Source organism: Protofrankia sp. BMG5.30, assembly GCF_001983005.1.
In the GTDB taxonomy this organism is placed as follows: domain Bacteria; phylum Actinomycetota; class Actinomycetes; order Frankiales; family Frankiaceae; genus Protofrankia; species Protofrankia coriariae.
Window position 1 is genome coordinate 1 of record NZ_MOME01000017.1, and the last position, 19,220, is coordinate 19,220.

14 protein-coding genes and 6 pseudogenes are annotated in these 19,220 nt (G+C 71.0%); 9 read left to right on the forward strand and 11 right to left on the reverse strand.

Annotated elements, in window-relative coordinates:
- A partial coding sequence (locus BL254_RS10995; RefSeq protein ID WP_175648349.1) for a transposase occupies window positions 1-464 on the forward strand: 464 nt, incomplete at its 5' end.
- A 34-nt stretch (window positions 465-498) separates the two neighbouring features.
- On the opposite strand, the pseudogene BL254_RS29365 reads toward BL254_RS10995, so the two are convergent.
- The 5 genes and pseudogenes from BL254_RS29365 to BL254_RS11010 form a co-directional block, all read right to left on the reverse strand.
- Window positions 499-1,659: pseudogene (locus BL254_RS29365) on the reverse strand (cytochrome P450); the annotation flags it as partial.
- 75 nt (window positions 1,660-1,734) lie between these two features.
- Window positions 1,735-2,955 (reverse strand): annotated as a pseudogene (locus BL254_RS29370) (asparagine synthetase B); the annotation flags it as partial.
- Window positions 2,956-2,980: 25 nt separating this feature from the next.
- A pseudogene (locus BL254_RS28290) lies at window positions 2,981-3,472 on the reverse strand (asparagine synthetase B); the annotation flags it as partial.
- 64 nt (window positions 3,473-3,536) lie between these two features.
- Complete coding sequence (locus BL254_RS11005; protein ID WP_047221839.1) at window positions 3,537-4,037, reverse strand: MFS transporter; 501 nt, start codon at window positions 4,035-4,037, stop codon at window positions 3,537-3,539.
- Between the two features lie 118 nt (window positions 4,038-4,155).
- Window positions 4,156-5,109: a hypothetical protein gene (locus BL254_RS11010; protein WP_076843244.1), complete on the reverse strand. Its 954-nt coding sequence runs from the start codon at window positions 5,107-5,109 to the stop codon at window positions 4,156-4,158.
- A 500-nt stretch (window positions 5,110-5,609) separates the two neighbouring features.
- Here BL254_RS11010 and BL254_RS11015 point away from each other — a divergent pair.
- The 4 genes and pseudogenes from BL254_RS11015 to BL254_RS29375 all read left to right on the forward strand — a co-directional run.
- A pseudogene (locus BL254_RS11015) lies at window positions 5,610-6,664 on the forward strand (aldo/keto reductase).
- A 34-nt stretch (window positions 6,665-6,698) separates the two neighbouring features.
- The gene (locus tag BL254_RS11020; RefSeq protein ID WP_076843245.1) at window positions 6,699-8,012 is read left to right on the forward strand and encodes an NtaA/DmoA family FMN-dependent monooxygenase; all 1,314 of its coding nucleotides are present in this window, start codon (window positions 6,699-6,701) and stop codon (window positions 8,010-8,012) included.
- A gap of 190 nt (window positions 8,013-8,202) precedes the next feature.
- On the forward strand, window positions 8,203-8,901 hold the full coding sequence (locus BL254_RS11025; protein ID WP_047221838.1) for an NAD(P)H-binding protein: 699 nt from the start codon (window positions 8,203-8,205) through the stop codon (window positions 8,899-8,901).
- Window positions 8,902-9,106: 205 nt separating this feature from the next.
- Window positions 9,107-9,286 (forward strand): annotated as a pseudogene (locus BL254_RS29375) (acyl-CoA dehydrogenase); the annotation flags it as partial.
- Here BL254_RS29375 and BL254_RS27000 read toward each other — a convergent pair.
- Window positions 9,267-9,716 carry a hypothetical protein gene (locus tag BL254_RS27000; protein WP_175648350.1) on the reverse strand — a complete coding sequence of 150 codons (450 nt, stop codon included), beginning with the start codon at window positions 9,714-9,716 and terminating at the stop codon, window positions 9,267-9,269. The pseudogene BL254_RS29375 and the gene BL254_RS27000 sit on opposite strands and share 20 nt — an antisense overlap.
- A 126-nt stretch (window positions 9,717-9,842) precedes the next feature.
- Between BL254_RS27000 and BL254_RS11035 the strand changes: the two genes are divergently transcribed.
- Entirely contained in the window at window positions 9,843-10,622 is a 780-nt protein-coding gene (locus tag BL254_RS11035; RefSeq protein ID WP_076843246.1) for an IS5/IS1182 family transposase, read from the forward strand.
- Between the two features lie 38 nt (window positions 10,623-10,660).
- On the opposite strand, the gene BL254_RS11040 is transcribed toward BL254_RS11035, so the two are convergent.
- The 3 genes from BL254_RS11040 to BL254_RS11050 form a co-directional block, all read right to left on the reverse strand.
- Entirely contained in the window at window positions 10,661-10,963 is a 303-nt protein-coding gene (locus tag BL254_RS11040) for a LysR family transcriptional regulator (RefSeq protein ID WP_052914293.1), read from the reverse strand.
- 613 nt (window positions 10,964-11,576) lie between these two features.
- Complete coding sequence (locus BL254_RS11045; RefSeq protein WP_076843247.1) at window positions 11,577-13,022, reverse strand: pyridoxal-phosphate dependent enzyme; 1,446 nt, start codon at window positions 13,020-13,022, stop codon at window positions 11,577-11,579.
- Window positions 13,019-13,579 carry a GNAT family N-acetyltransferase gene (locus tag BL254_RS11050; RefSeq protein WP_235433308.1) on the reverse strand — a complete coding sequence of 187 codons (561 nt, stop codon included), beginning with the start codon at window positions 13,577-13,579 and terminating at the stop codon, window positions 13,019-13,021. Before BL254_RS11050 ends, BL254_RS11045 begins: the two co-directional genes overlap by 4 nt.
- 618 nt (window positions 13,580-14,197) lie before the next feature.
- Here BL254_RS11050 and BL254_RS11055 point away from each other — a divergent pair.
- The 3 genes from BL254_RS11055 to BL254_RS11065 are packed head-to-tail and all read left to right on the forward strand — an operon-like array spanning window position 14,198 to window position 17,177.
- A complete protein-coding gene (locus BL254_RS11055; RefSeq protein ID WP_076843248.1) occupies window positions 14,198-15,394 on the forward strand; it encodes an ABC transporter substrate-binding protein in 1,197 nt (398 codons plus the stop codon).
- 2 nt (window positions 15,395-15,396) lie between these two features.
- Window positions 15,397-15,837: a hypothetical protein gene (locus tag BL254_RS11060; protein ID WP_076843249.1), complete on the forward strand. Its 441-nt coding sequence runs from the start codon at window positions 15,397-15,399 to the stop codon at window positions 15,835-15,837.
- The gene (locus BL254_RS11065; RefSeq protein ID WP_217699264.1) at window positions 15,834-17,177 is read left to right on the forward strand and encodes an NtaA/DmoA family FMN-dependent monooxygenase; all 1,344 of its coding nucleotides are present in this window, start codon (window positions 15,834-15,836) and stop codon (window positions 17,175-17,177) included. Before BL254_RS11060 ends, BL254_RS11065 begins: the two co-directional genes overlap by 4 nt.
- A 57-nt stretch (window positions 17,178-17,234) precedes the next feature.
- Here the strand turns inward: BL254_RS11065 and BL254_RS11070 are convergent.
- Both BL254_RS11070 and BL254_RS11075 read right to left on the reverse strand, forming a co-directional pair.
- Window positions 17,235-18,106: pseudogene (locus tag BL254_RS11070) on the reverse strand (TauD/TfdA dioxygenase family protein).
- Window positions 18,107-18,242: 136 nt separating this feature from the next.
- Window positions 18,243-19,220, reverse strand: a complete 978-nt coding sequence (locus tag BL254_RS11075) for an LLM class flavin-dependent oxidoreductase (RefSeq protein ID WP_052914290.1) — start codon at window positions 19,218-19,220, stop codon at window positions 18,243-18,245.

The following is a 19,220-nucleotide window of genomic DNA, read 5'->3' on the forward strand; positions in this document are numbered from 1 at the left end:
CCTACTTCCACGGCTGCTACTCGGTTGGTGAGGATCGGCTGTGGGGAGTCAACCGGCGTCGTAAGGGAACGGGGAACACCCTGGCCGCGTTGCGGTCGATCCGCGCGGCCCGTCCGGACGGCGCCCCGATCTGCATCGTCCTGGACAACCTCTCCGCGCATACCGGAACGAGGATCCGGTCCTGGGCTCGGCGGAACAGGGCCGAGTTGTGCTTCACGCCGACCTACGCCTCCTGGGCGAACCCGATCGAGGCCCACTTCGGCGCGTTGCGCCAGTTCACGATCGCTAACAGCGAGCATCCGAACCACACCGTCCAGACCCGCGCGCTGCACGACTACCTGGCCTGGCGCAACGCTCACGCCCGTCACCCCGACGTGCTGGCTGCCCAGCGCCGGGAACGGGCCCGTATCCGCAGCGAGAGACACATCCGCTGGGGCGGACGACCCCTGCCCACCGCAGCATGATCGCAAAAATCGGTGAACGTATCGGGCCACAGCACTAGATACGCGCGGCGAAGGTGACGGGTAGCTGGTTGACGCCGCGGGCGAGTACCGCGGGGATCCACTCGATCTGATCGTCGGGGACGGCCAGGCGCAGGCCCGGCAGGCGGGTGATCAGGGTGCCCAGGGCGATCTGGAGTTCGACGCGGGCGAGCGCGGCGCCGGGGCAGAAGTGGATGCCGTGGCCGAAGGCGAGGTGCGGGTTGACGGGGCGGTCGAAGTCCAGGGTGTCGGGGTCGGGGAAGCGTTGCGGGTCGCGGTTGGCCGCGCAGAGCGAGACGATCGTCGAGTCGCCGGCCGGGACGCGGGTGCCGTGCAGCTCCGCGTCCTCGGCGAGGAACCGCCAGGTGGTGAGCTCGAAGGCGCTGTCGTAGCGGAGCAGCTCCTCCACGGCCCGTTCCAGCAGCTCCGGCTGTGCGCGTAGCCGTTCCAGGTGGGAGGGATGGCGCAGCAGCGCCATCAGCGCCGTACTGATCTGGTTGGTGACCGGTTCCTGCCCGGCGACCAGGAGCTGGAAGATCATCGAGTCGAGCTCCTCCTGGCCGAGCTCGCCCGCATCCCGGGCCCGCACGAGCCGGCTGAGCAGGCTGTCGTCGGGATGCTCCCGGTGGTGGTCGGCCGTGTAACCCTGAGTCGTGTAGCCCTGTATGGCGGCGATGTAGCCCTGGAGCTCGTGCAGCAGCCCGATGTAGGCGGCCCGGCCCGGGTCCTGTGGGCCGACGGGCTGGACGACCTTGCCCCACTCCCGGCGGAAGCGGCGGGCGAGATCCGGGGGCAGGCCGATGACCTCGGCGAGCACCTGGAAGGGGAAGTGGGCCGCGAAGCGCGCCACCGCGTCGGTCGTACCGTCCGGTGGCATGGCGTCCACCAAGGCGTCGGCGAGCCGTTGGAAGCGGGGCCGTATCGCCTCCACCCGGCGCGGGGCGAAGGCGTCGAGCAGCAGCCGGCGCATGGCGGTGTGCCGGGGCGGGTCCTGGTGCAGCAGGTGGACCTGAAGCTGGGAGTGCTGGGGCTCGGGCATGATGGAGGCGAGCCGGCGCCACCGGTCGTTGCCAAGCGCGTGGCTCTTGCCCAGCCGGCTGTCGTTGAGGCTCTGGTGGGCCGCGTGGTAGCCGGTCACCAGCCAGCCGACCACGCCGCTGGGGAAGCGCAGCCGGTGGCCCCACTCCAGCCGGTCGGGTGAGGCGTCGAGGCGGGGTTTGAGCCGGCTCTCGTCGACCAGGTCGCGCACCCGGCCGCCGTGGGCGTCCAGGGCGTCGCGGGCCATCTCCTGCAGCCCGCGGTTGTAGTCGGGGTGGTGGGTGGCGGGGTAGTGGTTCTTCAGCCTGGTCAGCACGGACGCGGGCGCGAGTCCGCCGCCGGCCGCGCGCAGCAGGCTCTTCTCCCGCCCGTCGAAGCTCTTGCACGACCAGGGGACGCTGAAGACGTACTCGACCAGCCGGTGGTCGCAGTACGGCACCCGTACCTCGATGCCCTGCGCCATGCTGAGGCGGTCCTTGCGGTGCAGCAGCTGGCGCAGCCAGCGGGTGAGGGACAGGTGCTGCATCTCCCGCTGACGGTGCTCGGCAGCGTCCTCACCGTCGAGGTGCGGGACCGCCGCGAGCGCGTCGCGGTAGGTGTCGTCCCGGAACTCGCCGACACGCAGGGTGGCGGCGAGATCGGGGTGCAGCGGCACGGCGGCCTCGTCGCCGGTGACGAGCAGCCAGGGGAAGGTCCGCGCGGCGAGCGCCCGGGGGGTGTGGAACCACGGGTAGCCGCCGAAGAGCTCGTCCGCGGCCTCCCCGGACACCGCGACGGTGGAGGTGCGCCGGATCTCACCGAAGAGCAGGTACAGGGAGGTGTCCATGTCGCCGACGCCGACGGGCGAGTCGCGGGCGACGACGACGGCCCGGCGGTGCTCGGGGTCGAGCAGGGTGTGCGGGTCGAGCACGATCGTGCTGTGGTCGGTGCCGATGAACGCCCCGGCCTCGGCCGCGTACGGGGTGTCGTGGCCGGTGCGCAGCGCGTCCCCGGTGAACTGTTCGGCCTGGTCGCTGTAGTCCACGGAGTAGGAGCGGATGCGAGCGTCGGGGCCCTCCCGGCGGCGCAGCTCGTCCGCGAGGACGGCGGTGAGCACGGTGGAGTCCAGGCCGCCGGAGAGCAGGCTGCAGCGCGGTACGTCCGCCTCCAGATGGGCGCGGGCGGCGCGGTCGAGGTGGGCGCGTACCCGCTCCACGGTGGTCGTCGTGGTCGTCGTGGTGCGGCCGGGGCTCCAGGGCCCAGTACGTCCGTTCGGCCAGGCCGGCGCGGTCGACGGTGGCCACGGCGCCGGGCGGCAGTTCCCGCACGCCGGCCCACACCGTGGGTCCGGTGTTGAACAGCAGGCTGTACGCCTCCCGCAGGCCGTCGGCGTCGACCCGCGGGGCCAGCAGCGGGTGGGCGAACAGCGCCTTGGGCTCCGAGCCGAAGACGACACCGCCGGGGATCTCGGCGAGGAACAACGGTTTGACGCCGAGCCGGTCGCGTACCAGCAGGAGCCGCCGCTGCCGGGCGTCCCACACCGCGAAGGCGTACATGCCCTCCAACCGGTCGGCGAGACGCTCGCCCCACTGCTGGTAGGCGCGCAGCACCACCTCGGTGTCGCTGCGGGTGCGGAAGGCGTGGCCGTGGCGGCGCAGATGCGCCCGCAGCTCGTGGTGGTTGTAGACCTCGCCGCTGTAGGTCAGGACGATCTCGGTGTCGCCCTGGTGGGCGATCATGGGCTGGGCGCCGCCCGCGAGGTCGATGACCGCCAGCCGGCGATGGCCGATCGCAGCGTGTTCGCCGAGCCAGACCCCACCGGCGTCGGGGCCACGGCGGGCGAGGGTGGCGGTCATCGCCTCGATGACCGCCACCTGGGTACGCGGGTCCTCGTGGAACGACACCCAGCCGGTGATTCCGCACATGTCTGCTCCCTCCTTACGACGAGTGACCGGGCATGGGGCATGAGGCATGGAAAACGGGATCTACGGGATCTGAGGAACGGAATGTGATCGGCGGCGCCGGGCGGGGCACGGGTCAGTGGCTTCCAGCCGGTTCGGTACAGTCGGCGGCGATCAGCTCGGGCGCGCCGGCTGTTCGTGGGGCCCGCTGGACGACGGCGAGCAGGACGACGGCCGCACAGGCGGCCGCGGCGGCCAGGCCCAGCCCGGCACGCACTCCCGCCTCGCCGCGACCGGCCAGCCCCACCCGGCGGTGGCCACGGCCGGGCCCAGCGCGAAACCGAGACCGCGGGCGAGCTGTACGGCCGACCCGGCCGGTGGCCATCCGGTCGGCGGGTGCGGCGGTCATCACCAGGGCCTGCACCGGGCCGCCGTACAGCCCCATGCCGGCTCCGGCGAGGGCGAGCCGCCAGGCCACCTCGGCTGGCGACCAGGTGCCGCCGAGCGGGACGAGCAGCAGCAGCCCGAGCGCGGTCAGGCAGCAGCCGGCCACCGCGGTGGGGCGTGGCCCCAGGCGGTCGGCGAGGCCGCCCCCGAGCGGGCCGGCAAGGCCCATGGCGAGCGGGAAGGCGAGCACCGGTCACGCCGCACGAGAACCCCGCTGTCCTCCGCCCTGCGGGAGACAGCCTGGGTCACCGCCCGCATCGGCCAACATCTGCCAGACACGCCCAGCGGCCAACGCCGGCGAGGGCGTCCTACCTCTTCGGGGCCGAGGCCGGGGGAGTGGGCGCGTGGTCGTAGCCGTCGTCGTGGGGGAGGAGCAGGTGGGCCTCCCCGTCCCGGACGAGGATCTTCGGGCGCACCGGGCTGAGGTCCCGGATGCGCGCCGCCGTCAGGACGGACGCGACGGATGCGTGCTCGGCCAGCTCCCGCAGCGTGTGCACGGTGGGTGGCAGCATTGCCAGCTGTCCCGCCAGATGCTCGGCGAGGGCCGTGGCCGGCGACAGCCACAGCAGCCGGTCGGACTCGCCGGGTATCGGGCGGGTTCGCTGCTCGACCGRCATGGCGGCGATGAAGAAACGGGTGTCGTACCGACGGGGCTCCACCTCGGGGGTCACCCAGCGTGCCCACGGGCGCAGCAGGTCGACGCGCAGGCCCAGACCCCGGCGGGCCAGCAGGGCGGCCATGCTGAGCTGCCGTTTCTCCAGCGCGAGACGGTCGGCCTCCCAGCTGGGGTCGGTGACGTCGGCGACGCTGTCCGCGTCGGGGCCGGCGAGCAGCACGCCGCTCTCCTCGAACGTCTCCCGCACGGCGGCGCTCACCAGGGCGCGGGCCAGCGCCGGCTCGGCGTCGAGGGCCGTGACGATGTCCGCTTCGATGTCCGTCTCGACGTCTGTCTCAACGTTCGTTTCGGAGGTACCGAACCACCGCGGCTGGGCGGTGACGTCGGCCGGGTCCACCGTCCCGCCGGGGAAGACGTGCATGCCGGCGGCGAAGGCCATCGTCGACACCCGGCGCAGCAGGCAGACCTGGATGCCCGTCCCGTTCTCGGCGTCCCGGAGCAGCGCGACGGTGGYGGCGTCGCGGGTCGCGACCGGCTGGCTGTGGCCCGCCTGGAAGGCGGCCGCCCGCCGGGCGAGGTCCGGCGGCACCGGCTGTCGCAGCGCGCTCAGCGGATCCCGGCGCGCCCCACCCGTAAGATCAGCCATTCGACACATGTTAGGCCGCGCCCGCGCGAGCGGCATCCGTCCACAGCCGGACCGGGTCGGCGTGGCACCGGCCCGCGCGCTTGTTGCCGAGGGTGACGGCGAGGGCGGCGAGTCGGGCGCGTTCCGTCGCATGCCTCGGTGTGTCTCTTCGGACGTGACGACGATCGCAGGATCGTTTGCCGGGGTGGCTGGCCGACATCCGACGGACCGAACGGGAGCGGAAGCGTCTGTGGCTGCTGCGTCGCCGAGCCGTTCCGCCAGGAGCCCGTCCGGGCCCGGACGGCACTGTGGAAGTTCTACTACGAACAAGTGGTAGCTCAACTGCGTTGATCTGTGTCCGCGTCTCTCGCACGCTGTTTCTGGCGGCGCCGCGCCGGAACAGCCGGCACAGAACCGGCACCAGGCCGGCACCAGGCCGGAGTAGTTGATGGGGCACGCCGTGATTCGTGGGACTCCGCCTGCGGAGTTCCGCCTGCGCGCGACGAGGGATCGGACGGAAAATGGGTTACCGCACACTCGGCAAAACCGGTGTGAAAGTAAGCCGGCTCACCCTGGGTGCGATGAACTTCGGTTCGTACGGAAACAGCGACCACGAGGACGCGATCAGAATCATCCAGCGCGCTCTCGACGCGGGAATCAATATCATCGACACCGCGGACGTGTATTCCCAGGGCGAGAGCGAAACCATTGTCGGAAAGGCCCTCGCGGGGCGTCGCGACAACGTCGTCCTCGCGACGAAGTTCCACGGCCAGTTCGGTGACGGGATCAACACCCGCGGCAGCTCGCGCCGCTGGATCTTCCAGGCTGTCGAGCGCTCGCTGCGGCGGCTGCAGACCGACCACATCGATCTCTACCAGGCGCACAAGCCAGACCCGACGGTGGACCTGTCGGAGACGCTGAGCGCCCTGGACGATCTTGTACGGCAGGGCAAGATCCGCTACTACGGGACCACCACGTATGAGCCGTACCTGCTGGTGGAGGCGCAGTGGGTGGCCGAACGCGACGGTCTGCGGCGGCCGGCCACCGAGCAGMCGCCGTACTCGATCCTCGCCCGCGGTGCCGAGCGGGCGACGCTGCCGATCGCGGGCAGGTACGGCCTGGGCGTGCTGACCTGGAGCCCGCTGGCCGGCGGCTGGCTGTTCGGCCGGCACCAGGCCGGGCAGCAGGCGGCCCCTCCCGCCGGACCCGGCGGCAGCCGCAGCGGCACGACCCCGTCCTGCCGGTCAACCAGACCAAGCGGGACATCGCCATCCGGCTCGACGAGCTGGCGCGGGAGGCCGGGATCACCCTCCCGCAGCTGGCGGTCGCCTTCGTCCTCAACCACCCGCAGGTGACCAGCGTGCTGATCGGCCCGCGCACGTTCGAGCAGCTCGAAGGGCTGTTGGACGCCCCGGAGGTGGTCCTCGACCCGGCGCTGCTCGACGCGATCGACGAGCTCGTGCCCCCGGGCGTCACGCTCAACCGCGTGGACGAGGGCTACCTGCCGCCGTGGCTGGGAGAGGACAGCGCGGCCCGTCGACGGGTGCCGCCGCGCCCGGCGCTGGCCACTGCCTGATCTCACAGTCGCGCAAGGTGACCAGGAGAGGACGATGACCGAACAGCGACCGACCCTGCACCTCGGCGTGAACTGCCCGGGGCTGGGCTCCTACCGCGGGGCGTGGCGCCGGGCCGGGATCGACCCGGTCGGCACGTCGACCGCGGAGTTCTACGTACGGATCGCCCAGACCACGGAACGTGGGCTGTTCGACGCCGTCTTCACCGCCGACGTGCCGACGCTGACGCCGACCTGGGAGACCGAGCCGCAGCGCAACAGCCTCGACCCCGTGCTGGCGCTGACCGTGGCGGCACAGCACACCGAGTACGTCGGCGTGGTGGCCACCGTGTCGACGACCTGGCACCACCCCTACGACCTGGCCCGCTCGATCGCCAGCCTGGACCGGATCTCGCACGGCCGCGCCGGGTGGAACGCGGTGACCAGCTACAACCCGCTGGTCTCGCCGAACTACGGGCTCGACGTGCTGCCGCCGAAGGCACGGCGCTACGCCCGAGCCCGGGAGTTCCTCGACGTCGTCGACGCGCTCTGGCACACCTGGGCCCCGGACGCGATCGTCGCGGACAAGGCCACCGGCGTGTTCGCCCACGCCGACCGGGTGCGCCCGATCAGGCACCGCGGCGAGCACTTCACGGTCACCGGCGGAGCGACCGTGCCGCCGTCGGAGCAGGGCCTGCCGGTGGTCTTCCAGGCGGGGGCATCACCGGAGGGCCTCGACCTCGCCGCCCGGCACGCGGACGCCACGTTCGTCGCCGCCGCCACTCTCGTCGTCGCGCGTGGCTACCGTCGCCGGCTCGACGCGGCGTCGGCGGTGCGTGCGGCGGGCCGTCCGCCGGTGCTCGCGCTGCCCGGCCTCGTGTGCACCCTCGGCTCCACCGACGAGGAGGCGGCCCGCCGCCGCGACGAGCTCGACGACGCCGAGGCACGGGCGTCGACCCTGGGCACGCTGGCGGCCCGGCTGGGCCTGCCGGCCGACGAGATCGACCTGGACGCGCCGCTGCCGCTGGACCGCGTCGACCTCGAGCGGCAGCGGCACCTGACCTCGGAGGGATTCCTGCGGTCGCTGCTCACGCTCGCCGAGTCGGGCCGGCCGGTACGGGAGATCGTCCGGGACGGGATCGGGCACCTTGCCGTCACGGGCGGCCCGAAGACGGTCGCGGACACCATCGAGGAATGGTTCGCCACCGGTGCCGTCGACGGTTTCAACGTGATGTTCGATGTCGTCGAGGAGGGTCTGCCGCTGTTCGTGGACGAGGTCGTCCCGATTCTGCAGGAACGGGTCCTGTACCGGCGCCGCTACCCGGGCCGCACACTGCGCGAACACCTGGGAATCCCGATTCCACGCTGGTGAGAACCATACGGCCACGCACGGCGCCGCGGCGCCCGGGTAACGCGGTAACGCGGTAACGCGGCAGAACCGGTAACGCGGCAGAACCGGTAACGCGGCAGAACCGGTAACGCGGCAGAACCGGTAACGCGGCAGAACCGGTAACGCGGCAGAACTTCATAAAAGAACTTTCCCCAGAAAGGAGCGCGTCGTCATGGCGAGAATCCTGGAACTGAGCCCGCTGTTCAGCGAGGCCGGCAGCTCGGAGTTCCACATCGTCAACGGTGTGTGGAACGCGCGGGAGCAGGCGGAGCGGCAGGCGCTCGCCCGCGGCCACACCTACACGCGGCTGGCCGACGGCGGGCACGACCGGGCGGCGGTGGCCGAGGCGCTGGCCGCCGCCGACGCGGTGATCCTCGCGCCGGGCAGCGTGCCCCAGCCGGCCAGCGAGAGCGCGGGCCGGGCGCTCGGCCAGCGCCTCCTGGCGCAGGTGAGCGAGGCCCTGCCGGCGGCCCACATCGTTCTGGTCTCGCACTTCCTGGTCGGGCACGGCATCACGCACCGTAACGCCAAGCCCGGTACCTGGGCGCTGCGGGCGTTCGAGGCGCACCTGCGCGGCGGCCCGAACCCGTGGACCATCCTGCGTCCCACCTGGCTGTCGACCCGGCACGACGTCTCCTACCAGACGCGGCTGACCCAGGACCCGCACGCCGACGGGCTGGTCAGCACCGAGAGCATCGGGGCGGCCGCGGTGACGGCGATCGAGCATCCCGAGGTGGCCGCCGGCCGCACGGCGAGCATCTTCAACCTGAGTATCCCGGCCGGAGGCGACACCGATCTGGCCGCCCAGTACGCCGCTCTCGACCCCGACTTCGAGTACACCGCCCTCGAGTACGCGAAGGCGGGGGTATGAGCCTCCCGGCGGGTCAGCACGAGTGGGAGGCGACCGTCGGCAAGGACGACCTCGGCCGCCCCGTACCGCCCCGGTACCACGTCCTGCTCCTGGTCGACCTTGTCGGGCAGCCCGGTCAGGACGCCGCGCGGCACCTGGAGTCGGCCCTGCGGACGCTGGAGGAACGCTACCCCTACGGCCCGGACGGCCTGCTGAGCACGCGCTGGAGGAGGCGGGATGGCTGCGTGACCTCGGTTTCGGCGCCCTGCGGGTACCCGTCGAGTCCGGCGGTCTGGGCGCGAGCCTCCGCCAGCTCTTCGCGTTGCTCGTCGAGCTCGGCGCGGCCGAGTCGAACCTGGTGCAGGCCCTGCGCGTGCACTTCAGGTTCACCGAGGACCGGCTGGCCGAACGCGACACCGACTGCTGCCCCAGGTCGGCGCGACCCCCGGCGGGAGCGGCCGGCCGTAGACGGCATGCAGCAGGTAGCGGTGTCGTTCGGCGCTGTCCGCCCAGAAGGTCCGGTCGGTGGGGTGGGTGGCCAGCGCGTCCAGGGAGGCGCGCAGGTCGTTCAGCCATTGGGGGGAGAGGGTGACGGGTGTGGCCAGGTACTGGCTGCCGGGGGCTGCGACCGGGTCGGGGGCCAGGGTCATCAGCTCGGCGCACACCGGGATGCTCACCGGCTGGATGTGTGTCCATTCCACGCTGTCCAACAGCGTCGGTTTGTGGATGCCGCGCAGGGMTGCGGCGTCGCGGATGCCCGTCCACGCCTCCCGGTCCATCCCGTCCTCGTGGAAGGGGGCGACCCGTAGCCATGCCCGTTCACCCTGGTAGARCACCGGGCCGCTGATGCTGTCCGCGACGCTGGTAGCGGGTGCGCACGGTTCGACGCCCAGTCGCTCGACTGCGACTAAAGGCTGTACCCGGTGACGCAGCCCGGGAGCCGCTTGGTGGATCATGTTGGGGTGCAGGTCATCTCCGTTGCTGACCCTCAGTGGATCTTCCCGTTCACCGGGTTGAAGCCGACCCAGTTCCGTCGGCTGGTCCGCCTCGTCGCCCAGCGCGGCGGGGACCGGATCGCTGATGGCCGCCCGGGGCGGCCGTGGGCGCTGTCCCTGCCGGACCGGGTGCTGCTGGTAGCGGCGTACTGGCGGACGAACCTGACTCTGCGCCAGATCGGCCCGCTGTTCGGGGTCTCCTACTCGTCCGCCTACCGGGTGATCGACACGATCGGCCCGCTGCTGGCCCTGGCCCCGGTGAAACGACGTCCCCGCGACCAGATCGCGATCGTGGACGGCACGCTCATCCCGACCCGCGACCACGCCCTGGCCGCCCCGTCGAAGAACTACCGATACTCGACGAACCTGCAGGTCGCGATCGACGCGGACACCCRCCTGGTCATCGCCCTGGGCGACCCCCAGCCCGGGAACCGCAACGACACGATCGTCTACCAGACCAGCGGGATCGCCGACCGCCTCGCCGGACGTCTCGCCATGGCCGACGGCGGCTACCACGGCCACCCAGAGATGATCATGCCGTATCGGAAACCCCTCGACGGACAGCCACTGCCGGAGTGGAAGGAAGAACTCAACCGGGTGYACCGCAAGGTCCGGGCCCGCGTCGAGCACACCCTCGCCGGAATGAAGACCTGGAAGATCCTGCGTGACTACCGCCGCCAGGCCCGCACCCTCGGAGTCACCGCGGCCGGGATCGCTCATCTCTACAACATCAGCAGGGCCGGCTGACCGGCCCCGCGGACCAGCCGCGCCACACCCAAACCGAGTTACGAAACAGCCTCTAGGGTGACCCGGCCCGCCGTCCTGTCCTGGATGGCGGCGACGGCGCTCATGGCGGTGTCGACGGCCTGCAGGACTCGCCGGGCGTGCTCGGCGAGCACTTCCCCACTGTGCGTGAGTCGCAGCGTGCGGCCGTCACGCCGGAACAGGACCGCGTCGACCTCGTCCTCGAGCACACGCAGTTGCTGTGACACCGCCGAACTCGTGACGCGCCGGTTCCTCGCGACGGCGGTCATGGTGCCCAGATCGGCCAGTTCGCACAACAGCATGAGTCTTCGCAGGTCCAGCATCACCTGGCTCCCGTCCGGTCGAGAGGAGTGGTTCTCCCGGCAGAAAAGTGGAACGCGGACGTCGTGTGGCGTGGCATGAGGACCTTCGTGTTGGCGAATCGGGCTCCAGCGAGCGCCCGTCCGGATATGTGATCGGAACAGGCTGGCGAGTGATTGCTCGGGTGGGTTCCCGTCGCCCGCCAGACCGTGGCCCAGGGCCGGGGAGGGGGACGTGAGCCCAGATCGGCACGATGAGAACTCGTTCACCCGCCGGGGACGGGATGACGAGTGGTGGTGTGACAGTGCGCCGGAACCGGCAGCTGGTGCCTGCTGACGAGTGGTGGGGTGTGCGACGTCAGCGGGGACAGATCGAGCTACACGCCCGCATAAGGTCGACGTCGCGCCGCGCCACGAGGTCGATGGAGGTCACGAGACGGCATTATTGCACAACAGCGCACTTCCGGCGAATTAGAAGGTGAGCTGCGGTTTTGTTTCAGAATGATTGTAGTATTTCTACCACGGGCCGCGGCCGGGGCAGCGGAAGAGACACGGAGCGGATTGTGGACCGATCCGATCTGACCGCGGATAGGGCCGGGCAGCGGAATCTCCGCCATTCCGGCGGGCGGGGCGCCCGTCAGGCGGGGTGCGGCCGCGTCGGCTGGATCGTCGGCTCGAACAAAGTCGCACCAAGATCCTCACGGGTGACGAGGGAGACCGCGCGACCGTCCCGCAGAACCACGGCGGCGTGGTGAGCGCCCAGGGCGGCCCGAGCCGCGGAGATCGTCTGGCCGACGCCGACGGCCGGCAACGGGTCGGCGAGGTGCTCCAGCACCGGGCTGTCCGGGTGGATCCGCCCCGCGGCGATCGCCGCCCGAAGCGCGGCGGGCTCGAGCCAGCCGAGTATCTCGGTGGCGGTGATGCCGTGCCGTCGCTCGTCGCGGGGGAGGACGACCGCGACGGCCGTCGTCGACGCGGGCAGGCTGTCCACGGCCGCGCCGGCGGTGACCCGTGAGGAGACCGTGACCAGGCGGTCCGCCCAGCCGGGGACGCGGCTGACCGCCTGGCGCACCGTCGGCTCGGAGTCGGCGTCGTCGTCCTGCTCCTCCAGGAACCCCAGTCGCCGCAGCCAGTCGTCGCTGAACACCGTCGACAGGTAGGAGCGGCCCGAATCGGGCAGCAGGACCACGACGAGATCGTCCGGGCCGAGCGTACGGGCGACCCGCAGCGCGGCGGCGACGGCGGCGCCCGAGGACGGGCCGGCGAGCAGCCCCTCCTGCCTGGCCAGCCGCCGCGCGGTCAGGAGCGACTCCCGGTCCGGTATCCGCTCGAAGCGGTCGACCACGTCGCGGTGGTAGGACTGCGGCCAGATGTCCTCCGCCGTCTCGGGGTGCAGGAAGTGGCCGATGCTCTCGACGTAGTAGGYGCTGCCGTCACCGCCGGAGTAGACCGACGTCTCGGGGTCGGCGCCGACGACGGTGACCCGGCCCGCCGAGGCCCGTTTGAGGAACTCGCCCGTGCCGCTGATGCTGCCTCCGGTGCCGACACCGGCCACGAAGTGCGTCACCCGCCCGCCGGTCTGCCGCCAGATCTCCGGYCCGGTCGTGCGCAGGTGGGCCGCGGGGTTCGCCGGGTTGTCGTACTGGTCCGCCAGCCACGCGCCCGGGATCCGCTCCGCCAGGCGGCGCACCACGTTGAGCAGGTGGTCCGGGTGCTGCTTGGGGAACCTGGTGGAGGCGATCACGACTTCGGCGCCGTAGGCCCGCAGGATGTCCACCTTCTCCCGGGCCGACCTGTCGGACACCCCGGCGATCACCCGGTAGCCCCGCTGCCGGCCGACGATCGCCAGGCCGATCCCGGTGTTGCCGGACGTGGCCTCGACGATCGTCCCGCCCGGCCGCAGCAGCCCGTCGTGTTCGGCCTGCAGCACCATGGACAGCGCCGCCCGGTCCTTCACGCTGCCCCCGATGCTGAGGAACTCCGCCTTCGCGTAGATGGGCGTCGCGATCCCGCGGCCGAGCCACGGCAGCCGGAACAGCGGGGTCTCGCCGATCGCGTTGAGGACCGACTCGTAGACGGTCATGAGGCTCGTACGTCCTCACCGGTGAGCAGCTTCTGGAAGCAGCGGGAATAGGTCAGCGCCTCGTATGGTGGGAAGATCGGGATACGGGTGTAGCCGGCTCTGGCGTACAGCCGCTCCGCGTCCGGCTGCCGGTCGCCGGTCTGCAGCACGATCCGTCCCGCGCCCAGGTCCCACGCCGCCTGTTCGACCGCCGCCAGCAGCCTGGTCGACACCCCCCGGCCGCGATGCGAGGGGGCGACGTACATGCCCTTGAGTTCCAGGTCGTCCCCCAGCCAGCGCAGCGCGGCATGCCCGACCGGTAGCCGGTCGGCGGTGTAGGCGACACCGGTGTAGGCGACCGTCTCCGTCACGACGGCCCGGCCGGCCGACGGCGGCCGGGTGGCCAGCCGGTCGGCATAGCGCAGATGCAGCTCCGCGGCCATCGCGTTGCGCACTGCCGCCGCCGTCGGGTCGTCCCAGTTGACGCTCTCAACGTTGACGCTCTCAGCGTTGACGCTCTCAATGTCGACGCTCTCAGCGCCGACGCTCTCAATGTGGATCGTTGGTTCGGGTGCCACGCCTGGCTCCAACTCGATGAGGGGCCGCACGCCGGCCGCACGAGGGGATCGGTGCGTCCAGTATTCCCAACTTTATCGGTCGACAGATGGGAAATGCCCTGACGGGCGGCCACCGGTTCACCCCGGTGCGTAGGACCGGGCCGGCGGCCGAGGCGAACTCGATGCCGGCGCGGGGTGGCGCGCCAGAGAGCGGTCCCTCCCCGAAGGGGGAATCCCAGCGGCGGATCACATCAGTGATCACACTGGCGATCATCGTGGGAATCACCGCGGGGGCCGCGGTAAGAGCCGCGGTGAGGATCGCGGCAATGATCACGGTGGGGATCGCATACGCCCGTCGGGTCACCAGGCGCCGCCCGCGTTCCCGCGCCCCGTTCGGCGCCGCGTCGTGGCGGCCTTCACCTCCTTCCGCCATCGTCTCCGTCCGCCTCCCGTGGCGCGGAACAGTTAAGCAAATCTCCGGCAATTCGGTAGGCAAAGCCGCTTGTTTCACCGGGTGGCGACGGACAGTGTTGTTCGCTGGCTACCTTCTGCCGGGCGGTTCTCCAGTCGGGCGGCGCGGTCTGATGCCGCCCGGCCTCATCCAAGAAAGACTCCGATAAAGACGAGGTAACAGATCTGGTGGCTTATCAACTCGATCGCCGTGGTTTTCTGGGGCTGGGCGCCGCCGCGCTGGGATCGGGACTGCTCGCGGCGTGTGCCGGGGACGGTGACGGGCCGAGCGGCTCGAGCGGCTCGAGCGCGAGCGCCGCCGGCCCGACGGGCGCGCCGGTCCGGGGCGGCACGCCCGTCTTCTCCGACAACGAGCCGGTGCCGAGCTGGCAGAACCAGCGGCTCGGCAGTTTCAGCTCGGACAACCTGGTCTTCCCGGTGCAGATCTATCTGCTCCACTACGACACCGGCGCGAAGCGCCTCGAGCCCTGGGTCGCCTCGTCCTGGACCAAGAACGACGAGAACATCGAGTTCACCTTTACCATCCGGCCTGGTATCACCTTCAGTGACGGCACCCAGCTGACCCCGGAGGCCGTCGCCCGCAACTTCGACGTGTTCGGCCACGGCGACGAGAAGCGCCGCATCCCGGTACACGCGCAGCTCTCCCGCGGATACGACCATGCCGAAGTCGACGGCGACAAGGTCAGGATCGTGTTGTCCGCGCCCAACCAGCAGTTCCTGGTGGACACGACACGGATCAACTCAGGGCTGGTCGCCGCCCGGACCCTCGACCTCGAGTTCGAGGAGGCGGGCATCCCCAAGAACGTCATCAGTGCCGGGCCGTTCGTCTTCGAGTCCCAGGTGCCCAACCAGCAGGTGACGCTCCGCCGGCGCGAGGACTTCACGTGGGGGCAGCCGAGCTCTCCGAACAAGGGCGCGGCCTATCTGGAGAAGATCATCTGGAGGGTGCTGCCGGAGGTCGGGCTGCGGACGGGCGCGCTGCGTTCCGGCCAGGTCGACGTCGTCCGCAGCATCCAGCCGTCCGACGAGGAGGCGCTGYTGGCGGAGGGCTACCGGATTCTCGCGCCGCAGCCGCCGCTCGGCGCGGTCAACGCGGCGAACTTCCGGATCYCCAACCCGCTCGTCTCCGACGAGAGGGTACGCAGGGCGCTCCGGATCGGCACCAACCTGCGAGGGCTGCAGGAGACGGCGCTCACGCCCAGGTACCTGGTGTCGACGTCGCTGCTCCACACGGCCAACCCGAACCACTCGGACCTGTCGGGCCTGTTCGCCTTCGACCTGACCAGGGCGCGTGCCCTGCTCGACGAGGCCGGCTGGGCCCAGGGGCCGGACGGCGTGCGCGCCAGGGACGGCCGCTGCGCCTGACCGTGCCGCTGAGCGCCCAGCAGGTCGCTCTCGGCCCGACCTGGGAGTACATCGCCCAGCAGTGGCGCACGGACCTCGGCGTCGTTCTCGACGTCCGCAACGACCCCTCGTTCGCGGCCGCCTCCAACACCGACGTCAACGTGCCGATCACGCTGAGCCGGACGTCCATCGTCTCGCTCGGCCAGCAGTACGCGGCGAAGAACAACACCTCGTTGCTGGCCTCGCCCCCGGAGGTGGCAGCCCTGTACGACCAGGAACTGCACGCCAGGGACGACGAGGCATTCCGCGAGATCCAGGAGAAGGGGCAACGCGTGATCCTCGAGAAGGCGTACGCGATCCCCACGTTCGAAGAAACCCAGATCTATGGAGAGTCACAGAAGGTGGCGCTGAGCTTCCACGCCCAGGAGAACCCCGACTTCCTCAACGTCTGGAAGCAGCCGTGACCGGGCGCCGCCTGCACCTGAGCGTGCGGATCAACAGCACCGGGACGGCCACCAACTCGGGGTCCTGGCCTGGCACGAAGTGGAACCGGTTCAACGACTTCGACCACTATGTGCAGTCGGCGCGGATCGCCCGCGCGGGTGTGTTCGACGCAGTGTTCGTGTCCGACCACCCCGCGCTCAGCCGCGACCCCCGCAGCCGCCCCATCCACTCCTTCGACCCGATCGTGCTGTTCACGGCTCTCGCGGCGCGGGTCCCGGACATCGGGTTCCTGCTCACCGCGACCTCGTCGTACAACTCGCCGTACAACCTGGCGCGCCGGCTCGCGACGCTGGATGCGATCTCCGGCGGGCGCGTCGCGTGGAACGCGGTGTCGACGTTCAACCCGGACGTGGCGGCGAACTTCAGCGCGGATCCCCTGCCGGGGCGGGCGGAACGCTACCGGCGCGCGCACGAGTTCCTCGACGTGGTCAAGCGGCTCTGGCTGAGCTGGGACGCCCCCGGCCCCGACGCGCCAACAGACACGCTGTGGGATGAGACGACCGCGCGTCGCATCGATCATCACGGCGACTTCTTTCACGTCGCCGGCCCGCTGAACGTCCCGATCGGCCCGCAGGGACACCCGGTGATCGCCCAGGCCGGTGCCTCCCCGCAGGGCGTCGACCTGGTGGCAAGGCACGCCGAGATCATCTACGCTTCGCTCCTGCACAGGTCGGCGGCGCTCGGCTTCGGCGCGGCAGTGCGCGAGCGCGCCGCGGGCTACGGCCGGGATCCCGACTCGATCCGAATCCTTCCCGGTCTGACCGTCATCGTCGGCGACACCCGCGAGGAGGCGTACCGCAAGCACGAGGCGCTGCACGGGGTGCGCGGGGAGGACGGGCTGATCGCCGACTTCGCCAGGCGCACGGCACTGTTCGACATCACCGAGAAGCTCGACCCCGACAGGCCGCTGCGCCCCGAGCTGTTCGGCTACACCGAGACCCAGAACCGGCCGGTCGGGTTCGTCAGGTCGTTCGCCGAGCTGACCGCGGCTGAGGAGATCACCCCACGCCAGCTGGTCCGGCGGGTCGAGGGCGGCCACCGCCTCGCGATCGGCACGCCGCGAGAGGTCGCGGACAGCATCCTGGAATGGTGGAGCGAAGGGGCCGTGGACGGATTCAACATTCACATCCCGGTCCTGCCCGAGGGCATCGCCGAGTTCAACCGCGAGGTCATCCCGCTGTTGCAGACGGCGGGCGCGTTCCCGACGGCCTACGACGGCTCGACCATCCGCGAGCGGCTGCAACTGCGTGACCCGCGGGCGGCCCGCGGCGCGGCGCGGCCGGCGGCCGGGGCTGCCTGACACGGCTCGCCCGCCCCGGCCCGCCGGCGGCCGGAAAACCGAAAAGAAGAAATCCCGTCAGGAGCCGTAGAACGGTTCTCCCGAGACGCGTACGGACTCGCGCCCGTCGGCACCCTTCGGGATGTCGCCCTCGAGCGTGACACGGTAGAGCACGCGGTCGTATCCCAGGTGCCCGGCGTCGGAGATGGCCAGGTGTGAGGTCGCGCGGTTGTCCCAGAACGCGACGCTGCCCGGGGCCCAGCGGAAACGGACCGTGTACTCGGTGCGGGTGGCCTCCTCCCAGAGCAGATTGAGGATGCGCTCGCTCTGTGTGGGCGAGAAGCCGCGGATCTCGCGCGCCCCGCGGGTGAAACCCGGGCTGACGAACAGCGCGCGCTCACCGGTGACCGCGTGCACCCGGACGGCCGGGTGATAGGCGACCAGGTTCGCTTCGCGTATCTTCCGTTCGCGCTGGCTGCCGGCGGCCGCCGAGAGGCTGAACTGGTGTTTGATGTCCAGCTTGTCGACGAATGCACGCAGCTCCGCCGGCAGGATGTGGGCGCGCAGGATCGACGCGGCCGGCGGGTTCACCAGCGCGGTGACGTCGGTGTGCCAGCTGTTGTCGTAGGAGGTGCGCTTGCGGCCGAGGTTCGTCTCGTAGCGGCGGCTGTCGATCGGCAGGATCTCCGGGAAGCCCTCGGGCGGGTTCTCCTCGTGCGGGTGGGCGGGGGTCACCCTGCCGAACAGGCGCGCGAACGCGATCTGCTCACCATGACCGATTTCCTGGTTGCGGAAGAAGATTACCTTTGCCTGTGCAGCGCGGCGCGGATCTCCTCGACCACGCTGGGCTCCAGCGGGCCACGGAGGTCGACGCCGTGGATCTCGGCGCCGATGTACCCGGCGAGCGGAACGACGTCCAGGCCGAGCGCGGAATCCCTGAGTTCGGTCATGCGGAATGGCTCCCTTGTCGTGAGGCCCACGAGGCTCGGGCACGGGCGAAGAGAAATCCCGTGACGCTGTGGCCAGCATCTGCCCGCGCGCCGCGCGGAACAAGCATGATCACCTGTTGGAATCCTTCAGTCTGACTTAATCCGGAACTTCGCGCGGGCCCGGCCCGGCAGAAGCGCGTTTCGTACCGGCCCGAAGTTCTTCACCAGCGACGGCTTTTCTGGCGTGCTGGCCCGAAAAAAACCCGTGTGCTTCGTGCGCTGTTTTATGCGTCAGGCCCCGGACACTCGTCAACAGGCCCCACAGGATACACGCTGGATACCGCCGGCGAGTCATTTTCGGGAGATTGCCGGTATTGCGGTGGCCCAGGAGCGGCAGAAATATTGTGAATGGCAAAAACGGGCCGGCGATGTCGAACGCGCCGCGGTGGTCCACCGCGACGATCCGCTGGGACTGGGTGAACTCGCGGGCCGTGCGGTCCAGCGTGACGGACTCGACCGGCCAGCTGCGCCACAGCTCGCGGATGGCGACGACCGCGTCCGCCGCGGCGGCCACCGGCTCGGCGCTGGTCCACGGCGAGCCGGCCGGGGTGAGAGGATCCTCCGGGTCGATCAGCAGGCCGATCCGGCCGCCGGACGCGTGGTCGATGCTGGTCAGGCGGCGCGCGAGGTTGTAGGGATGGTCGCGTCGCACGGTGGCCGCCACCACCAGTCCGGTGCGACGGGTGTGGTGCGACAGCACCGTCGCGGCGACGCTGGGATCGACGCCCACCCCGCCATCGGCCTCGGCGGGCCCTGGGGCCGGTAGCGGGTCCGCGCCGAGCAGGACCGCGTCAGCCGCCGCGTCCAGGCGTTCACCGAAGTGCGGCAACCGGCTGGCGGCACGCGGGCCGAGTAGTTCGGCCAGTACGGCCCGGTCGAGGACGACGAGAACCAGCGGGGCCGTGCCGGTGCCGGTGGCCGACGCGGTGCCGGAGCCCGGCGTCGTCACACTCCCTCCCGTGGGGACGGCACGCCGCCGGTAGCCGACATCGGTGACGTGCGTGCGTTCACGTCGAGGTCCGACGGGCGTACCGACGGCGGCCGAGCGGTTACGGAGGGGCTCGGTGTGCGGCAT

Excerpts from the sequence above, each read along its gene's own strand:
- BL254_RS11075 (WP_052914290.1), bottom strand. The coding sequence starts at position 19,220 with ATGCCGCACACCGAGCCCCTCCGTAACCGCTCGGCCGCCGTCGGTACG.
- BL254_RS11020 (WP_076843245.1), top strand. The coding sequence starts at position 6,699 with ATGACCGAACAGCGACCGACCCTGCACCTCGGCGTGAACTGCCCGGGG.
- BL254_RS11040 (WP_052914293.1), bottom strand. The coding sequence starts at position 10,963 with ATGCTGGACCTGCGAAGACTCATGCTGTTGTGCGAACTGGCCGATCTG.
- BL254_RS11025 (WP_047221838.1), top strand. The coding sequence starts at position 8,203 with ATGGCGAGAATCCTGGAACTGAGCCCGCTGTTCAGCGAGGCCGGCAGC.